This is a genomic window from Lacisediminihabitans changchengi (assembly GCF_016634425.1).
Classification (GTDB): domain Bacteria; phylum Actinomycetota; class Actinomycetes; order Actinomycetales; family Microbacteriaceae; genus Lacisediminihabitans; species Lacisediminihabitans changchengi.
Map to the genome: position 1 here is coordinate 231,780 of NZ_JAEPES010000002.1, position 17,446 is coordinate 249,225.

15 protein-coding genes and 1 riboswitch are annotated in these 17,446 nt (G+C 65.5%); of the genes, 11 read left to right on the forward strand and 4 right to left on the reverse strand.

Features of this window, described 5'->3' with window-relative positions:
- Window positions 1-4 precede the first annotated feature (4 nt).
- On the reverse strand, window positions 5-931 hold the full coding sequence (locus IV501_RS06630) for a hypothetical protein (protein WP_200555663.1): 927 nt from the start codon (window positions 929-931) through the stop codon (window positions 5-7).
- Window positions 932-1,200: 269 nt separating this feature from the next.
- Here IV501_RS06630 and IV501_RS06635 point away from each other — a divergent pair, with 269 nt between their 5' ends.
- Window positions 1,201-1,980, forward strand: a complete 780-nt coding sequence (locus tag IV501_RS06635; RefSeq protein WP_200555664.1) for a hypothetical protein — start codon at window positions 1,201-1,203, stop codon at window positions 1,978-1,980.
- Window positions 1,981-1,987: 7 nt separating this feature from the next.
- On the opposite strand, the gene IV501_RS06640 is transcribed toward IV501_RS06635, so the two are convergent.
- Complete coding sequence (locus tag IV501_RS06640; RefSeq protein WP_200555665.1) at window positions 1,988-3,673, reverse strand: glycoside hydrolase family 13 protein; 1,686 nt, start codon at window positions 3,671-3,673, stop codon at window positions 1,988-1,990.
- A gap of 149 nt (window positions 3,674-3,822) precedes the next feature.
- Here IV501_RS06640 and IV501_RS06645 point away from each other — a divergent pair, with 149 nt between their 5' ends.
- From IV501_RS06645 to IV501_RS06665, 5 genes are all read left to right on the forward strand, one after another.
- Entirely contained in the window at window positions 3,823-5,085 is a 1,263-nt protein-coding gene (locus IV501_RS06645; protein ID WP_200555666.1) for an ABC transporter substrate-binding protein, read from the forward strand.
- Window positions 5,086-5,196: 111 nt separating this feature from the next.
- Window positions 5,197-6,225, forward strand: a complete 1,029-nt coding sequence (locus IV501_RS06650; protein ID WP_200555667.1) for a carbohydrate ABC transporter permease — start codon at window positions 5,197-5,199, stop codon at window positions 6,223-6,225.
- An 86-nt stretch (window positions 6,226-6,311) separates the two neighbouring features.
- The gene (locus tag IV501_RS06655) at window positions 6,312-7,127 is read left to right on the forward strand and encodes a carbohydrate ABC transporter permease (protein ID WP_234698405.1); all 816 of its coding nucleotides are present in this window, start codon (window positions 6,312-6,314) and stop codon (window positions 7,125-7,127) included.
- 37 nt (window positions 7,128-7,164) lie between these two features.
- Complete coding sequence (locus IV501_RS06660; protein WP_200555669.1) at window positions 7,165-7,428, forward strand: hypothetical protein; 264 nt, start codon at window positions 7,165-7,167, stop codon at window positions 7,426-7,428.
- Between the two features lie 9 nt (window positions 7,429-7,437).
- A complete protein-coding gene (locus IV501_RS06665; protein ID WP_200555670.1) occupies window positions 7,438-8,451 on the forward strand; it encodes a LacI family DNA-binding transcriptional regulator in 1,014 nt (337 codons plus the stop codon).
- A gap of 24 nt (window positions 8,452-8,475) precedes the next feature.
- Here IV501_RS06665 and IV501_RS06670 read toward each other — a convergent pair whose 3' ends face one another.
- Window positions 8,476-8,823, reverse strand: coding sequence for a LysR family transcriptional regulator (locus tag IV501_RS06670; RefSeq protein WP_200555671.1), 348 nt, complete (start codon window positions 8,821-8,823; stop codon window positions 8,476-8,478).
- A 78-nt stretch (window positions 8,824-8,901) separates the two neighbouring features.
- Here IV501_RS06670 and IV501_RS06675 point away from each other — a divergent pair, with 78 nt between their 5' ends.
- The 4 genes from IV501_RS06675 (at window position 8,902) to gcvP (ending at window position 14,359) form a co-directional block, all read left to right on the forward strand.
- Window positions 8,902-9,543, forward strand: a complete 642-nt coding sequence (locus IV501_RS06675; protein ID WP_307812215.1) for an LON peptidase substrate-binding domain-containing protein — start codon at window positions 8,902-8,904, stop codon at window positions 9,541-9,543.
- Window positions 9,544-9,629: 86 nt separating this feature from the next.
- Window positions 9,630-9,735: riboswitch (glycine riboswitch) on the forward strand.
- A gap of 204 nt (window positions 9,736-9,939) precedes the next feature.
- Window positions 9,940-11,064: a glycine cleavage system aminomethyltransferase GcvT gene (gene gcvT, locus IV501_RS06680; protein ID WP_200555672.1), complete on the forward strand. Its 1,125-nt coding sequence runs from the start codon at window positions 9,940-9,942 to the stop codon at window positions 11,062-11,064.
- Window positions 11,064-11,435, forward strand: coding sequence for a glycine cleavage system protein GcvH (gene gcvH / locus IV501_RS06685; protein WP_200555673.1), 372 nt, complete (start codon window positions 11,064-11,066; stop codon window positions 11,433-11,435). Before gcvT ends, gcvH begins: the two co-directional genes overlap by 1 nt.
- Window positions 11,435-14,359 (forward strand): aminomethyl-transferring glycine dehydrogenase, encoded by a 2,925-nt coding sequence (gene gcvP, locus IV501_RS06690; RefSeq protein WP_200555674.1) that lies wholly within the window; start codon window positions 11,435-11,437, stop codon window positions 14,357-14,359. Before gcvH ends, gcvP begins: the two co-directional genes overlap by 1 nt.
- A gap of 165 nt (window positions 14,360-14,524) precedes the next feature.
- On the opposite strand, the gene IV501_RS06695 is transcribed toward gcvP, so the two are convergent.
- Complete coding sequence (locus IV501_RS06695) at window positions 14,525-15,334, reverse strand: CPBP family intramembrane glutamic endopeptidase (protein WP_200555675.1); 810 nt, start codon at window positions 15,332-15,334, stop codon at window positions 14,525-14,527.
- 255 nt (window positions 15,335-15,589) lie between these two features.
- Here IV501_RS06695 and IV501_RS06700 point away from each other — a divergent pair, with 255 nt between their 5' ends.
- Window positions 15,590-17,350 carry an ABC transporter family substrate-binding protein gene (locus tag IV501_RS06700; protein ID WP_200555676.1) on the forward strand — a complete coding sequence of 587 codons (1,761 nt, stop codon included), beginning with the start codon at window positions 15,590-15,592 and terminating at the stop codon, window positions 17,348-17,350.
- Window positions 17,351-17,446 lie beyond the last annotated feature (96 nt).

Below are 17,446 nucleotides of genomic sequence, written 5' to 3' on the forward strand. Positions count from 1 at the left end.
GGAGCTACCGCCCCCACCACTCGAGCACCCGCATCGCCCGCAGCGTGTTCCAGCGGCTGGGCTGCCCATCGCCGTCCTCCAGCTCGAAGTGCACCGCACCAACGAGGCTGTTCTCGAGCAGCCAGCGCCCGTCGGGCGGGCGCTTCGAGACGACCAGTTCGACGGCCTCGGACATCCGCTCGTCACGCACATCGGCCGCGCGAAAGTAGTCGAGCGCTCGCAGCACGTCGTATCGGTACCGCGGCGGATAGGTGAACTGAAGCCATCCCGCCACCGGCACCTCGCCCGTCGACAGCCGCCGCATCAGGTGCCGTTCGAGCAGGTACTCCTCGCCACTCGCGCGCGCCGCAGTGGTTTCTTGCGTCGCCCCATACGCCTGCTCGAATTGCAGCAGCCCTTCGAGCACCGACAGAGTGGAATTGAAGGATGACCGGGTCGACCCGTTCTCGACCTCGCAGTTCCAGCCGCCGTCATCCAGAGTCTCGGTCACGAGGCGATCGGCGATGCCGCGCACGTCCTCGCCGAAGTAGGCGCCGATGGCCAGCGCCATTCCGTTGATGCACGCCTCCACCTCGCCGTCGAAAAATGCTGTTCCGTCGTACTCCCACGGATTGTTGTCGCGCGCCAGATCGATCGCGCGCCGCACCCGCTCGTCCGCCGGATCCACCCCGAACTGACGCAATTGCTGCAGTGAGAACGAGGTGGCGGTCCAGGGCTGGCCGGGGGAGTCATCCCTCGGCACCGGAAAGTGCGTGCCGCCCGCCCATTTTCCGTCCTCGCCCTGCAGCGCGAGCAACCGCGCGCCCCATCCCTCGCGGGCGACGCGGGCACGCTCGGCGGCCACGGCATCCGGATGCTCGTTGCCGAGGTCCTGCATGACCTGCCAACGGATGGCCGGGTCGGAATCGAGGAGCCAATCGATCACCGTCATGCGGCTACGGTACGCGCGGGCGCCATCCGCTCCAAGGGTGACTTGCGCTGCGAGCCACCCCTGGTCGCCCAGATCTAGTCGCGCGTAATCCGTGAGTTGCAGGTTCGAGGGGTGCTGACCGCCATATGACTACTCGAACGCGCAACTCAGTCTCGGGATCCGGGCGGCTACCCACCATGCTGGACCCATGGAGATACTGATCAGCGCCCCGCGCGTGCGGAGCTGTCGCCGTGTCGGCGGCGGGTGCTGGAAAAAGAGGAGCAGACGGTATGAGTAACGTCATGTCGCATCAGCAGGGGCAGCCGGTCGCCCGCACGCACACCGGACGCTATGTGCCGGACTGCAAACTCTGGACCGGCATCGCCGCTCTCGTCGCCGCCGTCACGCTGCTCACCGAGTTTCTCGTTCGAACGGCACTGGGCCCGCGCCCCGATCTCGACGACACGAAGGCGCTCGCCGAGTTCGTGACGAGCACCAGCACCGCGACGCTCACGATCATCCTCTGTGACACCGTGCTGATGGGGGCGCTCATCGTGTTTCTCGCCGCCTTTCGCCAACTGGTCACACGCGATCATCGCGAGCTGGAGTGGATCGGCAGCATCGTGTTCGGCGCCGGGCTCGTGTTCGTGGCGATCACCCTCGTCGGCGACTCGCTGGAGGCAGGCGGAGCCCTCGACACCGTCGGGGCCGACGCCGCGCCAATCGCGATCCGCGCGCTCACCGAGGGCTACATGCCGATCTTCGGGCCGATGGGGGCGGTGCTGCTCGCCATCGTCGCGGCGTCGTCGGGGTACGCGACCATGGCATCCGGCGCCCTGCCCCGGTGGACCGGCTGGGTGGCATACGTGGTCGCCGTGCTCAACGTGATCGCGGTGCCCACCATCTACGGCGGCACCAACGATCGCGACTTCTACTCCGTCGGAGGCTGGGGAGTCGCGGCGTTCGCGACCTTCCCCTGGCTGGCCTGGGTGATCGTTGTGGGCTTTGTCACCATCCGCGACCGTCGCCGCATCGTCGAGACGGAGCACGGGGTGGCTCGGGTCGCATAATCGGGGACTAGACGCGCAGCCAGACTGTCGAGTCTGGCGCGAGCATGCCGTCGACTATCGCATCGGGCGTGCTCGAGATCAGCGCTTCGCTCGCACCCACGGCCACCGGGTCCGCACCAATGTTCGCGACGATCCGGATGTCCCCATTCCGAAAGTCCAGAACCGTGGCGGGTGATGGCGACCACGAGATGGTTCCCGCACCGAGGCCTTCCGTGCGGCGCAGAGCGATGGCTTCCCGGTACATCGACAGCGTCGAGGCCGGGTCATGCTGCTGCACGTCGGCAGCCAGCTCGCGGAAGACGTCGGGCTGGGGCAGCCAGGTCGCGCCCGTCGGACCGAAGCCGAATCCCGGCGCGTCGGCGGTCCATGGCAGCGGCACGCGGCATCCGTCGCGCCCGATCTCCAGCCCTCCGGTGCGCGTGAAGTTCGGGTCCTGGCGAACCTCTGCCGGCAGGGCGGTGTGGTCGGGGAGGCCGAGTTCCTCGCCCTGGAAGAGGTAGGTCGAGCCGGGGAGACCGAGGGTGAGCAGGGTGGCTGCCCGGGCACGACGGAGGCCGAGGGCGTCGTCGGGTTGCTCATTGTCCGCAGAGATTCCGATGGGCCAACTCGTCGGATCGGTCAGACCGAAGCGGCTCGCGTGACGAACGCAGTCGTGGTTGGAAAGAACCCAGGTGGTGGTCGCGCCGACGGCGTCGTTGGCGAGGAGCGAGTCGACGATGATCTTGCGAAGCCGGGGCGCATCCCAGCCGGCGAGCATGAAGGGAAAGTTGAAGGCCTGCTGCATCTCGTCTGCGCGCACGTACCGCGCGGACCTTTCGGCCGGAGACACCCACGCCTCGGCGACGAGAATACGGTCGTTGCCATACTCGCTCAGCACTTCATGCCAGTGCCGGTATATATCGTGAACGCCCTCCTGATCCCACATCGGTCCGCGGTCGCCGCCGCCCTGAGACTCACGCTCTATGGCGCGGGCGTCGTAGTCGACATCGGGGAGGTCGTCGTCTTTGACCAGCGAATGTGCCACGTCGACGCGGAAGCCATCGACCCCGCGATCGAGCCAGAATCGCAGCACCGAATCGAAGAACGCTACGACGTCGCGGTTCGACCAATTGAAGTCGGGCTGCTTCGCGTCGAACAGGTGCAGGTACCACTGGCCACCGCGTCCATCGACGTCCGGCAGCCGGTCCCACGCGGGGCCGCCAAATAGTGACCGCCAGTTGTTCGGAGGAAGTTCTCCGTCCACTCCGCGTCCGTCTCGGATCACGTAGCGATCGCGCTCCGGCGACCCCGGAGCCGCGGCGACCGCCTCGACAAACCACGGATGCTCGTCCGAGCTGTGATTGGGCACCAGGTCGACGATCATCCTCAGGCCGGCGTCGTGCGTGGCGGCCAGCAGTGCGTCGAAGTCGGCCAGTGTGCCGAAGACCGGGTCGACATCCGTGTAATCGGCCACGTCGTAGCCGGCGTCGGCCTGGGGCGACACGTAGAACGGAGACAGCCAGACGGCGTCGACACCGAGCGCGGAGAGGTAGGGGAGGCGGCTCCGAATACCGTCGAGGTCGCCGATTCCGTCGCCATTCGCATCGGCGAAGGAGCGCGGATACACCTGGTAGATGACTGCCGATCGCCACCAGTCGCCGTGGTCGTCGCTCGCTCGAGACGAGGCTGCGGGTGTGGTGGTCGTCGAGCTCATACGGGGCTGACTCCTTCGGCGTTGAGGGGAACGCACTTTTTATACGCGATGCGTCGAGTCTGTGCAACCGGTTGCAGCATGTCCCCCGCATGGGCTACTTTGAGCGGGCACCTGCGTTTCAGCGCATGACGTCTCAAAGAGGAGAAACCATGAAAAAATCACGCCTGGCATTTTTCGCCGGCGTTGCGACGCTCGGTCTGGCCTTGGCCGGATGTTCGGGCGGGGGTTCTGGCGGAGGTGATGCCGCCTCCGGAGCAGACAGCCGTGGGCCGATCACTTACGTTCAGGGCAAGGACAACAGCAACGTCATCCGTCCACTTGTCGACAAGTGGAACGCAGCACATCCGAAGGAGAAGGTCACCTTCAAGGAGCAGTCCGACCAGGCCGACCAGCAGCACGATGACCTGGTCCAGCACTTCCAGGCCAAGGACAAGGGCTACGACGTCGTCGACGTCGACGTCGTCTGGACCGCGGAGTTCGCGGCCAAGGGCTGGCTGACCCCGTTGACCGGCAAGCTCAAGGTCAACACAAGCGGCCTCTTCGACTCGGCCGTTCAAAGCGCCACCTACAACAAGACGTTGTTCGCGGCTCCGCAGACCTCAGACGGCGGCATGCTCTACTACCGCACCGACCTCGTCAAGACTCCGCCGAAGACGTGGGACGAGATGATGTCGATGTGCTCGATCGCCAAGACCGCCGGGATCGGCTGCTATGCCGGTCAATTCGCCAAGTATGAGGGCCTCACGGTCAACGCGTCCGAGGCGATCAACGGAGCGGGCGGCTCGATCCTGAGCAAGAGCGGCGCACCGAGCGTGGACAGCGCGGATTCGGCCAAGGGTCTCAGCGCAATCGTTGACGCATTCAAGGATGGCAACATCCCGGCCGAGGCGATCACCTACCAGGAGGAACAGGGCCGTACCGCCTTCGAAGAGGGCAAGCTCATGTTCCTGCGCAACTGGCCGTACGTGTACAGCCTGGCCAAGACCGACGGGAGCTCGGTCGTGAAGGACAAGTTCGCGGTCGCTCCGCTTCCGGGTGCCAGCGGTGTCGGCGCATCCACTCTCGGTGGTCACAACGCGGCCATCAGCGCGTACTCCGACCACAAGGCCACGGCAAAGGACTTCATCGAGTTCCTCACCAACGAGGAGTCGCAGAAGTACTTCGCCACCAAGGGATCACTCGCCCCGGTGCGGACGTCCCTGTACGACGACGCTGACCTGATCAAGCAGCTGCCGTACATCCCGACGCTGAAGGAGTCGATCCTGAAGGCTGTCCCGCGTCCGGTTACGCCGTTCTACCCGGCCGTGACCAAGGCGATCCAGGACAACGCCTACTCGGCGCTGAAGGGCGACAAGACCGTCGACCAGGCGCTGAAGGACATGCAGGCCGCCATCAAGTCGGCGGGTTCGTAGAACTTCGCCCGTAGCTGAGCCCCGGTAACCCAGGTCGCCGGGGCTCAGCCTTAACCTTTTGCACCACCCTTTCTGCATTATCGGCAAGTAGTACACAGGCAAGGAGGCCCCGTGTCCGCTGTCACCGAAGCTCCACCGAAAATCACCGCTCCCCGTTCGCCCGGTCGTAAGCGCGGCGGATTGAATGAAGCCCACGGTCGCTGGGCCACCTACCTCATCGCCCCGGCGATCATCCTCTTGGTGATCGTCATCGGCTACCCGGTGATCAGCGCGATCATCATGTCGTTCCAGAAGGATGCCGGCCTAGACAAGGCGACCGGCCTGTTCGTTGCGGGTGGTTTCGCCGGCGTCGCGAACTACACCCACTGGCTGCTTCAGCAGTGCGTGTCGTCCACCGGCGCCGTCGCCGCGTGCCCGCCGGGCAACCTCGGCGCTCAGTTCTGGAATGCCTTCGGGACGACCTTCTTCTTCACCGCCGTCACGGTGGTGCTGGAGACGATCATCGGCGTTTGGATGGCGATCATCATGAATCGCGAGTTCCGGGGCCGTGCCCTGGTTCGGGCGGCGATCCTGATCCCGTGGGCGATCCCCACGGCAGTCACCGCGAAGCTCTGGTACTTCATCTTCGCCTACAACGGCATCCTCAACAGCGTGCTCGGCACCAAGATCCTGTGGACAAGTGACGAGTGGGCGTCGAAGTTCGCGATCATCATCGCCGACACCTGGAAGACCACGCCGTTCATGGCGCTGTTGATTCTCGCCGGACTGCAACTCATCCCGGCCGAGGTCTACGAGGCCGGGAAGATGGACGGTTGCTCCACGATCCAACAGTTCTTCCGTCTGACCCTCCCGCTGGTGCGACCGGCCCTGCTTGTCGCCATCCTGTTCCGTGTACTCGATGCCCTGCGCATCTACGACCTCCCCGCGATTCTGACCGGGGGTGGAGGCGGCAGCGGCAACGCCACGACAACGCTCTCGATACTGGTGGTCGATCAAATCAGGCAAGGGTTCAATAGTGCCTCAGCCCTGTCTACGATCACCTTCCTCACCATCTTCGCCGTAGCGTTCATCTTCGTCCGCTTCCTCGGCGCGAATGTGGTGCAAACCCAGTCGAACCAGCAGAAGGGCATCCTGAAATGACCATCGCTGCATCCCGTGCCGGTGTCACCGAGCGCGAAAGAGTCGTCACCGCCACCCGAGTGAGGGCGCGCAAGTCGCGGGCCCCCATGATCCGCACCGTCATCAGTGCGCTCGTGATCGTGCTGTGGTGCATCGCGCCGTTCTACTGGATGATCGTGACGGCGTTCCGCGACGTCGGATTCACCTACGACACCAGCCCGTGGCCGACCCACGTCACGCTGGACAATTTCGCCACGGCGTTTTCGACCAAGTTGGGAAACCACCTCGGTCAGGCCATGCTCAACAGCCTGTTCATCGGGGCCACGGTCACCATCGTCGCGCTGTTATTCGGTATCTCGGCGGCGTACGCGCTGGCGAGACTCGAGTTCAAGGGCAAGAGCATCGTCGCCGGCCTCATTCTCGCGGCGTCGATGTTCCCCGGGGTCGCACTCATCACGCCGCTGTTCCAGCTCTTCACGAACATCGGCTGGATGGGCTCGTACCAGGCGTTGATCATCCCGAGCATCTCCTTCGTTCTGCCGTTGACCGTGTATACGCTCACAGCATTCCTGCGGGAGATGCCCTGGGATCTGGAAGAGGCGGCACGAATCGATGGCTGTACCCGAGTGCAGGCCTTCTTCCGGGTGATCTTCCCGCTGGCGGCTCCCGCGGTGTTCACGACAGCGATCCTGGCCTTCATCTCCTCCTGGAACGAGTACCTCATCTCCAGTCAGCTGTCGAGCGACGCGACGCAGCCGGTCACCGTGGCGATCGCCGGGTTCGCCGGAAGCCAGCCCCACGTCGAGCCGTACACCGCGGTGATGGCTGCCGGCACGATCGTCACCATCCCGCTGGTCATCCTGGTGCTGATCTTCCAGCGCCGCATCGTCGCCGGTCTGACCGCCGGCGGGGTGAAGGGATGACCATCATTTCGGAGACCGCGCAGTCGGGGTTCTCATCATGGCGATGAGGGCCCCGCTGCCGCCGACTCACCCGGTCGATCAGCTGATCGGATTCACCGGCTTCTTCGTGGTGGTCTTCTTCGGTGTGACGGTGTACTGCGAATTGAGCGCACAGCCCGCGTTGGGATGGGCACTACTGCTGCTCGGCCTGGTTGTTCTCTTCGGTCTTCTCATCCGCCGCAGGATGAAGATCGTGCGCCTCGCTCTCGAGGCCGCGGTAGAAGAGGACGAGTCGGTCGGGACGGGCAGTTCTGTCCAATAACGTGTCACTGTGACCGGAATTCAGGAGATCGCCCGCGAGACGGGGCTGTCTAAGTCGACCGTTTCGCGGGCGTTGCGCGGATTGTCGAGCGTGACGCCGGAAACGACGATCACGGTGCAGCGCGCAGCGGACCGGCTGGGGTATATCGCATCGTCAGCCGCAGCGGGGCTCGCGACCGGGCGCAACCGCACGATCGGAGTGCTCGTGCCCGTGATCGACCGCTGGTTCTACATCGCGGTGCTCGAGGGAATCGATGCGGAGTTGCGCAGGGCCGGCTACGACCTCGTGCTCTACAGCCTCGGTGGGCCTGTGGGGGATCGCGACCGGTTCTTCCACCGTTCGATTCTGCGCAAGCGGATCGATGCGCTCGTCGTGCTCTGCCTTCTCTTCGACGACGACGAGCGTGAGCAGCTGCACCAGATGGACCTCCCGGTCGTCGTCGTCGGCGGCCCGGGCCCCGGGGTGCGGCACGTGGGAATCGATGACCGCCGAGCGGCGACGGAGGCGGTGCGGCATCTGCTCGAGATCGGGCACCGCCGGATCGCCCACATCGGCGGTGAGGACGAACTCGGCATGAACCGGGCTGTACCGGTTGAGCGTCGCGAGGGGTACCGCGATGCACTCGGTAACGCGGGAATCGATGTGCGCGACGACTGGATGGTCGACGGCGAGTTCTCGTTCGACGGCGGCAGCCGGGCGATGCGGAGCATCCTGTCGCTACCGGGGCAGCGACCGACCGCGGTGTTCGCAGCCTCGGACGAGATGGCACTCGGCGCTATGGCCGCGATCAGCGAGCTCGGCCTCAAGGTGCCAGAAGACATCTCGGTGATCGGCATCGACGGGCATCAGTATGGTGCGCCCATGGGCCTCACCACGATCGCCCAGAATCCCTACGATCAGGGCGTCGAGGCGACCCGAGCGCTGCTGGCCGAACTCGATGGTGCCGCAACGGTCGACGACTTCGCGCCCGCGCCGTTCACCCTCGTCGTGCGCCGGAGTACCGCTCCGCCCGCGGCCGACTGAGCCTTACTACCGCGCCGAGGAGTCCTACCGCGACTGACGTCGCTTCCCTACCCGCGGGGCTCCCTTGACGGCGGGGGCACGACCCTTGCCCTTCGACGCCTTAGCCTTGCCGCCGGGCGCAGGGGCGTTCGCCGCCGCGGCTGCTGCGGCCTTCTTCAGATCGAGACGGGCCTTGGTCAGCTGCGCCTCGCCGGCATCCGTCAGCACCGTCGACTCCGCTTCGTAGTCGAACAGCGGATAGCCGAGGTCTCCTTCGAGGCGTTTGATCGCGGCGATCAGGGTCGACCGCGGCACCCCCAGGCGCTTTGCGGCGTGCGCGAAATGCAGTTCCTCGCCCGCCGCGACGAAATACTTGGCCTGTTCGCTGTCCATGGCCCCATCATCCCCTGTCAGCGAGCGGATCACCGACATCCCTTGGCGTTCGGCGGTAGTCGTGGTTCGCTGGGGAGGGTGACCGAACTCGCGATGTTCCCCCTCGGGTCTGTGCTGTTTCCCCACATGCCGGTACTGCTGCGGGTGTTCGAGGATCGGTATCTGATCATGTTGTCGCGCATCCTCAAGTCCGAGCCCGCGGAGTTCGGTGTGGTGCTCATCGAACGCGGCCAGGAGGTCGGCGGAGGTGAGCACCGCTTTCCCATCGGCACGGTTGCGCAAATCGCACAGCTGCAAACCACGGATGCCCTGGTCGGGTTGGTGGCGGAGGGTGACAGGCGCATCGAGGTGGTCAACTGGCTCGACGACGACCCGTATCCCCGCGCGGAGATCCGTGTTCTCGACGAGCTGGTCTGGGATGACGCTCTGCAGCCGGTGCGCGAGCGCGCCGAGCAGACGGTGCGGCGCGCCCTCGCCGTCGCCAGCGAATACAGCGATCAGGCCTGGTCTGCGACGGTTGAGCTGTCTGACGACCCGGTAGCTGCCGTCTGGCAGCTGGCCGCGATCGCGCCGCTCGGGCCGATGGACCAGGTGACCCTGCTGCGGTCCGTCTCGATGCGCCAGTTGCTCGACACCGTGATCGAGCTGACCCTGGCGGCAGCCCTGACCCTGGCCGCCGACGGTGACGACGACTCGGACGAGGAGTGGCCAGGGGAGTAGCGGCCAGGCGAGTAGCAATAGGTCGTCGTCATCCGCCCGTAACGCGGGATTGGTAGGCTGAGCGCACAATCGAACATCGGGCCGCTTAACGCGATGCGGGAGAGCCGGATGCAGTGAACGTCGCTGTGCGTCCGGCACCGAAGGAGCAATACTCCCCGTCAATCTCTCAGGTATGCGTACCGCATCGAACAGGCCACTCTGAAAAGCGAACTTGCTTCGCAAGTTCGGATTGAGTAGCGCACGCGCTCTAACACGTACGCGTATCGAAATCACTCTTCCGAACCGGCGAACTAGTTCCGCCCACGGTGAAAATCCCGCCCTGACCGGCGGCGATGAAGCTCTCAGGCAAATGACAGAGGGGGAGTTCCCACACCCGCCGACGCGCCTGGAGAACTCTTGACCGACCACCCGAATGAACGATTCTCGCCACTGCACGACGTCCACGTCGCGGCGGGCGCGAGCTTCACCGACTTCGCCGGGTGGCAGATGCCGGTGCGCTATTCCAGCGACCTCGCCGAACACCACGCCGTTCGCGGCGGCGCAGCCCTGTTCGACCTCTCCCACATGGCGGAGATCACCGTGACGGGGCCAGATGCGGCGGCCGCCCTCGACTTCGCCCTCGCCGGCAAGATCTCGGCGATCACACTCGGCCAGGCCAAGTACTCCCTGCTGCTCTCGCCCGAGGGCGGCATCATCGACGACGTCGTCGTCTATCGCACCCACGAGAACCGATACTGCGTGGTGGCCAACGCGGGAAACCGGTTCGAGGCGGCCGACGCGCTCACCTTGCGGGCATCCGAGTTCGATGCCGCGGTCGTCGACGAGAGCGACCAGCTCGCGCTCATCGCGGTTCAGGGCCCGAAGGCGCTCGAGATTCTGCTCACCGTTCCCGAGTTGGAGCTCGCCCAGCCGGTCGCCGACCTGAGGTACTACCGCAGCACGCTCGGCACCTACCGCGGCGCCGAGATCATGGTCGGCCGCACCGGATACACCGGGGAGGACGGCTTCGAGCTCTACCTCGCGAACGCCCACGCGGCGCAGCTCTGGGCCGACCTGATGGGTGGTGGCGCCGAGTACGGCATCGTGCCCGCCGGACTCGCGAGCCGCGACACGCTGCGCCTCGAAGCGGGGATGCCGCTGTACGGTCACGAGCTCGGCCTCGAGACGTTCCCGGTGCAGGCCGGCCTCGGTCGTGTGGTCAACCTCGGCAAAGAGGGCGATTTCGTCGGGCGTGCCGCCGTCGAAGCGGGCCCGGCAGCCGATGCCCGAGTTCTCGTGGGCTTGGCCGCCGAGGGTAAGCGTGCCGGTCGTGCCGGCTACGCCGTGGTGAAGGCCGACGGCACCGAGGTTGGCACCATCACCAGTGGCGCGCTCAGCCCCACCCTCGGGCATCCGATCGCGATGGCCTACGTCGATCCCGCGGTGAGCGCGATCGGCACCCCCTTGTTCCTGGATGTCCGCGGTACGACAGTGCCGGCATCCGTCATTCCCCTTCCGTTCTACAAGCGAGAGACCAACTGATGGCAGACCAGAGCACCCTCCAGTACACCGCCGAGCACGAGTGGGTCGAGGTGGTCGGCGAGGTCGCCACCGTCGGCATCACGGCCTACGCCGCCGACAAGCTCGGTGACGTCGTGTTCGTCGACCTTCCGGCCGTCGGCGCGACCGTCGCCAGTGGCTCCATCGTGGGCGAGATCGAATCCACCAAGTCGGTCGGCGAGCTGTTCGCGCCGCTCGACGGCACCGTCGAGGAGATCAACGATTCCGTCGTCGACAGCCCCGAGCTGGTCAACTCCGATCCCTTCGGCGAGGGCTGGCTCATGAAGGTGCGCTTCAGCGAACTGCCGCCGCTGCTGAGCTTCGAGCAGTACAGCGAACTGGTGGCCGAGTAATGGCGGATGCCTTCGCCGACCGGTTCACCAACGCCGGCTTCAGCCGCGAGCAGTTCGTCGACCGTCACATCGGCACGGACGACAGCGCACAGCAGGCGATGCTCGAGCTGCTCGGGTACGACACCGTCGACGCGCTGGTCGAAGCGGCGGTGCCGGCGTCGATCCATGTCGACGGGTTCCGTTCCGCCGCCGAGACGGCCCTGCCGCCAGCCGCGACGGAGCGCGAAGCGCTGGGCGAGCTCCGGGCATTCGCCCGCAAGAACACCGTGAACCGGTCGATGATCGGTCTCGGCTACTACGACACGATCACCCCTGCCGTGATCAAGCGCAACGTCATGGAGAACCCGAGCTGGTATACGGCCTACACGCCGTACCAGCCGGAGATCTCGCAGGGGCGCCTCGAGGCGCTGATCAACTTCCAGACCATGGTCACCGACCTCACCGGTCTGACCACCGCAAACGCGTCGATGCTCGACGAGGGAACCGCCGTCGTCGAGGGCATGATGCTCGCGCGCCGGGCCAGCAAGGCCGCGCCGCGGGTGTTCATTGTGGACGCGGACGCTCTCCCGCAGACTAAAGCACTGCTCGCGAACCGGGCCGGTGCCGTCGGTATCGAGCTGGTCGAGCTCGACCTGCGCAGCAGTGTGCCGGCCGACCTGCCCGCTGCCTTCGGTGTGCTGGTGCAGTACCCGGGCGCATCCGGAGCGATCTGGGACCCGACCGAGGTGATCGCTGCGGTCAAGGCCGGCGGCGGGCTCGCCGTCGTCGCGGCCGACCTGCTCGCGCTCACCCTCATCACCTCGCCCGGTGAACTCGGCGCCGATGTGGCCGTCGGCACCAGCCAGCGCTTCGGTGTGCCGATGGGCTTCGGTGGGCCGCACGCCGGCTACATGGCCGTGCGCAAGGGGCTGGAGCGCCAGCTGCCCGGTCGACTGGTGGGTGTTTCGCAGGACGCCGCCGGGCATCCGGCCTACCGCCTGTCACTCCAGGTGCGCGAGCAGCACATCCGTCGCGACAAGGCGACGTCGAACATCTGCACCGCCCAGGTGTTGCTCGCGGTCATGGCGTCGATGTACGCGGTTTACCACGGCCCGGACGGGCTCAAGCGGATCGCGACCAACGTGACCCGTCACGCTCGCATCCTCGCCAAGGCCGCGTCCGAAGCCGGCCACACGCTGGTCACGGCGAACTACTTCGACACCCTCACGCTCGAGACCAAGACGGATGCCCGCCGACTCGTCGAGCACGCTCACAGCCGCGGGTACCTGTTCCACCTGGTCGACGACGCGCACATCCAGCTCTCCGTTGACGAGACCACGACGATGGACGACATCCGTAACGTCGCCCGCATCCTGGGTGAAGACCTCGCCGACGAGAGTGCTCCGCGGGAAATCGACTCGTGGATCCCCAAGTCGCTGGCCCGTACCAGCGAGTACCTCACCCACCCGGTGTTCAACACGCATCGGTCGGAGACCGCGATGATGCGCTACCTCAAGCATCTCGCCGACTATGACTATGCGCTCGATCGCGGAATGATCCCGCTCGGGTCATGCACGATGAAGCTCAATGCGGCCACCGAGATGGAGTCGGTCACCTGGCCCGAGTTCGGTGGGTTGCACCCGTTCGCCCCGGAGTCGGACGTGGAGGGTTACCTCGAGCTGATCGATCAGCTGCAGACCTGGCTCGCCGACGTCACGGGCTACGACTCGGTCTCCGTGCAGCCGAACGCGGGCAGCCAGGGAGAGCTTGCCGGGCTGCTGGCGATCCGCGGCTATCACCTCTCGCGCGGTGACGTGCAGCGCACGGTCTGCCTCATCCCATCGAGCGCGCACGGTACGAACGCGGCAAGCGCGGTGCTGGCCGGCATGCGCGTCGTGGTGGTGGCGACCAACGAGCTCGGCAACGTCGACCTCGACGACCTGAAGGCGAAGATCGCCGAGCATGCGTCGTCGCTCGCGGCCCTGATGATTACATACCCGTCGACGCACGGGGTCTATGAGCACGAGGTCGGTGCGATCTGCCAGGCGGTGCACGATGCCGGTGGCCAGGTCTACGTCGACGGCGCCAACCTGAATGCGCTGCTGGGCTTCGCCCGGTTCGGCGACTTCGGCGGAGACGTCTCGCACCTCAACCTGCACAAGACGTTCTGCATCCCCCACGGCGGCGGCGGCCCGGGTGTCGGACCCGTGGCGGCGAAGGCGCACCTTGCCCCGTTCCTTCCCGGACATCCCTTCGCGCAGCGCGACCTCATCGTGGGTCGCGTCGAGTCCGAGCTGCCCGCACATCGCAACATCGTGTCGGCCGCGCCGTACGGAAGCCCGAGCATCCTGCCGATCTCGTGGGCCTACGTGCGGATGATGGGTGCCGATGGCCTCAAGCGCGCGACGGGTGCCGCGGTCCTCGCTGCCAATTACGTGGCTGCGCGGCTGCGCGATTACTACCCGGTGCTCTACTCGGGTGACAACGGGCTGGTTGCGCACGAGTGCATCCTGGATGTCCGCCCGCTCACCGAGGCGACCGGCGTGACCGTCGACGACGTGGCCAAGCGCCTCATCGACTTCGGATTCCACGCGCCGACCATGTCGTTCCCGGTGGCCGGCACCCTGATGGTGGAGCCGACCGAGTCAGAAGACCTGGCCGAGATCGACCGGTTCATCGACGCGATGATCGCGATCAGGCTCGAAGCGGATGCCGTCGGATCGGGTGAACTAGACGCGGTGGACAACCCGCTGCACAACGCCCCGCACACCGCGCAGTCCGTGGTGGAGGAGTGGACGCATCCGTACAGCCGCGAGCAGGCGGTCTACCCGGTGCGCACCCTCATCCGCAGCAAGTACTGGCCGCCGGTGCGCCGTATCGACAACGCGTTCGGTGACCGCAACCTGGTCTGCGCCTGCCCGCCGCCCGAGGCGTTCGCCGACTAGCGGCTGCCCCGCCCCGGTCCCAGCCAGCCCCGCCCCCTGAGTGGCGATTGTGCCCGTTTGTGCGGATTGTGCCCTCTCGAGCAGGCACAGTCGGCACGAACGGGCACAATTGCGTGGAGCGGGCGACAGCGCGTTGAGCGGGAACGCGCCGGGACGAAGTGCGGGCTACCTGCCGAAGACCCCGGGAAACGTCGTGGCCGCCCACGGATACCCGACGAACACGGCGGTGTCGATGATGAAGTGGGCGATGATCAGCGGGAGCACGCGGCCATAGCGGGTGTACATCCAGCCGAAGATGATGCCCAGGGCGAAGTTGCCGACGAACGCGCCGAAGCCCTGGTACAGGTGGTAGCTGCCGCGCAGGGCTGCCGCGACGAGGATGATCGGCCAGGTCTTCCAGCCGAGGTCGCGCAGCCGATCGAACAGGTAGCCGACGACGATGACCTCCTCCTGCAATCCCGCTCGCAGGGCCGACAGCACCAGGATGGGAACTGTCCACCAGTAGGTATCGAGCGGTGAAGCAGAGACGGTGAGACCGATGCCGAGCGCACGACTGGCGACATAGACGCCGATGCCCGGGATTCCGACGACCAGGGCCAACCCCAGCGCAATCAGGATGTCGCGGCCAGGGCGACGGAAGTCAAGACCCAGCCGAGCCAGGTGGGGTCGCGCCGCGCTCCAGAGCAGAAAGCAGACCAGCGCCACCGGCACGAGGTCGAAGAAGATCGCGAGGAACTGGTAGATCAGGTCGAACACCGGCCGAGAGCTCAGCGATCCATTGAGGGTCGCCGTCTGAGACGAGAGGGGAGCGGTTCTCGTGAGACTATTGACCAGCGACACGATCGAGTACACCGCCGAGGCTCCGAGCGACAGCCCGAGCACGATGAGGATCTCCGCCCTGATGCGTCCTCGGGAGCTCGGTTCCGCGCTGGAAGCCGGGAAGCGGCCGGGTAGAGCCGGGGTCGCGGGTCGCATCTGTTGATCGTACGACAGCGTTCAAGACCGAATGCGGCATCCTCGTGCACGGCAGCGCACGATTCGTGCAAACCAGTGCCTGGTCGCGCCGATTTCCGCCACGAGAAGCGTGAATCCTTTATCCCTGTTACCACTGTGTAACTTTTAACGCGTGAGTTTGGCGGCGGGGGACCCTCCTACATATGGTTCAAGTATCTAGCGCGACAGCACGCTAGTAATCGTGCTGCCGTTTGCTCATCTTGCACAGGAGGAAAATTGAAGATCAGAGGAAGACTGGCGCGCAATGCCGTCGCCGCGGTCGCCGTCGCTGGCGTCGCTGCGATCGCGCTCGCGGGCTGCACCACCACGGGTGGTGGCACCGAGTCGACAAGCAAGAACATCACCATCGCGCAGGTTAACGAGGTCACCTCGTTCAACTACAACACCCCGCAGGGCAACCTGGACACCAACGGCGAGGTGAACTACCTCACGCAGCCCCAGTTCTTCACCCTGAACCAGAAGTTCGACGTCCTGCCGAACACCGACCTCGGAACGTACAAGAAGCTCAGCGACAACCCGCTGAAGGTCAAGTACACGCTGAACAAGGACGCAAAGTGGTCCGACGGCAAGGCGATGACTGCGGATGACCTCCTCCTCGGTTGGGCGCAGGCCTCCTGCTACTACGACAGCGCTACCACCGATGCTGACGGCAACGTCACGAGCGGCACGCAGTACTTCGCCACCGCTGGCGGCTGCGTTTTCAAGACCGACCTCCCGACCGTCGGTGACAGCAACCGATCGATCACCTACAGCTACGACGAGCCGTACGCCGACTGGAACATCGTCAACCCGATCCAGTTCCCGGCTCACGCGGTCGCCAAGGTCGCCGGCGTCTCCGTCGCGGACTTCTTGAAGGCGATCAAGAACACCCCCAAGGGCAACGTCGACAGCCCCGCGGCAGCCAACGAGACCCTCGTTAAGATGGGCAAGGTCATCAACACCGGCTACGACGCTACGTCGCTGCCGAAGGACAAGAACCTGCTCGTCTCGGGTGGACCGCTCATGGTCTCCGCGTGGACCCCGAAGCAGTCGATGACCTTCGTGAAGAACCCGGAGTACAAGGGCAAGCACGTCGTCAAGTTCGACAAGCTCATCATGCGCTTCATCGGTGACGCTAACGCTCAGGTCACCGCACTCCAGAACGGTGAGGTCGACGCGATCCAGCCGCAGGCATCCGCCGACACTGTCAAGGCGCTGAAGGCCGCGACCGGCACGAAGCTCATCGAGGGCAACCAGGTTGCGTACGACCACCTCGACCTGAACTTCGCTTCCCCGAGTGGTGTGTTCAAGGACCCGACCGTGCGTGAGGCGTTCCTGCTCACGGTTCCGCGCGAGGACATCCTGAAGGCGATCGTCACCCCGATCAACTCCGAGGCCAAGGTTCTCAACTCGCAGCTCTTCCTCCCGCAGCAGGAGGGCTACGACGCCTCGGTCGCTCAGAATGGTTCTGACGCTTACAGCAAGGTCGACATCGAGAAGGCCAAGTCGCTCCTCGCCGGCAAGACCCCGACGGTGAAGATCCTCTACAACACCAACAACCCGAACCGCGTCGACTCCTTCCAGGCCATCCAGGCCTCGGCGAAGCTGGCCGGCATCACCGTGACCGATGGTGGATCGCCCGACTGGAGCAGCCTGCTCTCCGGCGGCGACTACGACGCCTCGATCTTCGGCTGGATCAACCCGGGTGTCGGTAACGCCGCCATCCCGCAGCTGTTCCAGATCGACAACCCCGGTAACTACAACAAGTTCGACAACAAGGAAGCCAGTGACCTGGCCGTGAAGACGCAGACCACGCTGAACGCCAGCGACCTGCAGAAGCAGAAGGAGCAGATCGACAAGATCGCTTTCTCTGACACCTACGGCCTGCCGCTGTTCCAGCTGCCCGGTATCTTCGCGACCAACGCGAAGGTCAAGAACATCGGCTACTTCGGTGGCCAGACGGGCATCGTGTGGAACGTCTGGGACTGGACGAAGTAAAGTAGTCCGAACCAGGTTCAGCATCTAGCTCTACTCAGCGCGGGGCGTCGACACCTTCGGGAGTCGGCGCCCCGCCCCTGGGTGGGCATCATCCGT

What these genes read in the sequence shown, in the direction of transcription:
- gcvH (WP_200555673.1), top strand. Translation starts at nt 11,064, where the DNA reads ATGGCAGACCAGAGCACCCTCCAGTACACCGCCGAGCACGAGTGGGTC.
- IV501_RS06630 (WP_200555663.1), bottom strand. Translation starts at nt 931, where the DNA reads ATGACGGTGATCGATTGGCTCCTCGATTCCGACCCGGCCATCCGTTGG.
- IV501_RS06670 (WP_200555671.1), bottom strand. Translation starts at nt 8,823, where the DNA reads ATGGACAGCGAACAGGCCAAGTATTTCGTCGCGGCGGGCGAGGAACTG.
- IV501_RS06655 (WP_234698405.1), top strand. Translation starts at nt 6,312, where the DNA reads ATGATCCGCACCGTCATCAGTGCGCTCGTGATCGTGCTGTGGTGCATC.
- gcvP (WP_200555674.1), top strand. Translation starts at nt 11,435, where the DNA reads ATGGCGGATGCCTTCGCCGACCGGTTCACCAACGCCGGCTTCAGCCGC.
- IV501_RS06695 (WP_200555675.1), bottom strand. Translation starts at nt 15,334, where the DNA reads ATGCGACCCGCGACCCCGGCTCTACCCGGCCGCTTCCCGGCTTCCAGC.
- IV501_RS06645 (WP_200555666.1), top strand. Translation starts at nt 3,823, where the DNA reads ATGAAAAAATCACGCCTGGCATTTTTCGCCGGCGTTGCGACGCTCGGT.
- IV501_RS06640 (WP_200555665.1), bottom strand. Translation starts at nt 3,673, where the DNA reads ATGAGCTCGACGACCACCACACCCGCAGCCTCGTCTCGAGCGAGCGAC.
- IV501_RS06660 (WP_200555669.1), top strand. Translation starts at nt 7,165, where the DNA reads ATGGCGATGAGGGCCCCGCTGCCGCCGACTCACCCGGTCGATCAGCTG.
- IV501_RS06635 (WP_200555664.1), top strand. Translation starts at nt 1,201, where the DNA reads ATGAGTAACGTCATGTCGCATCAGCAGGGGCAGCCGGTCGCCCGCACG.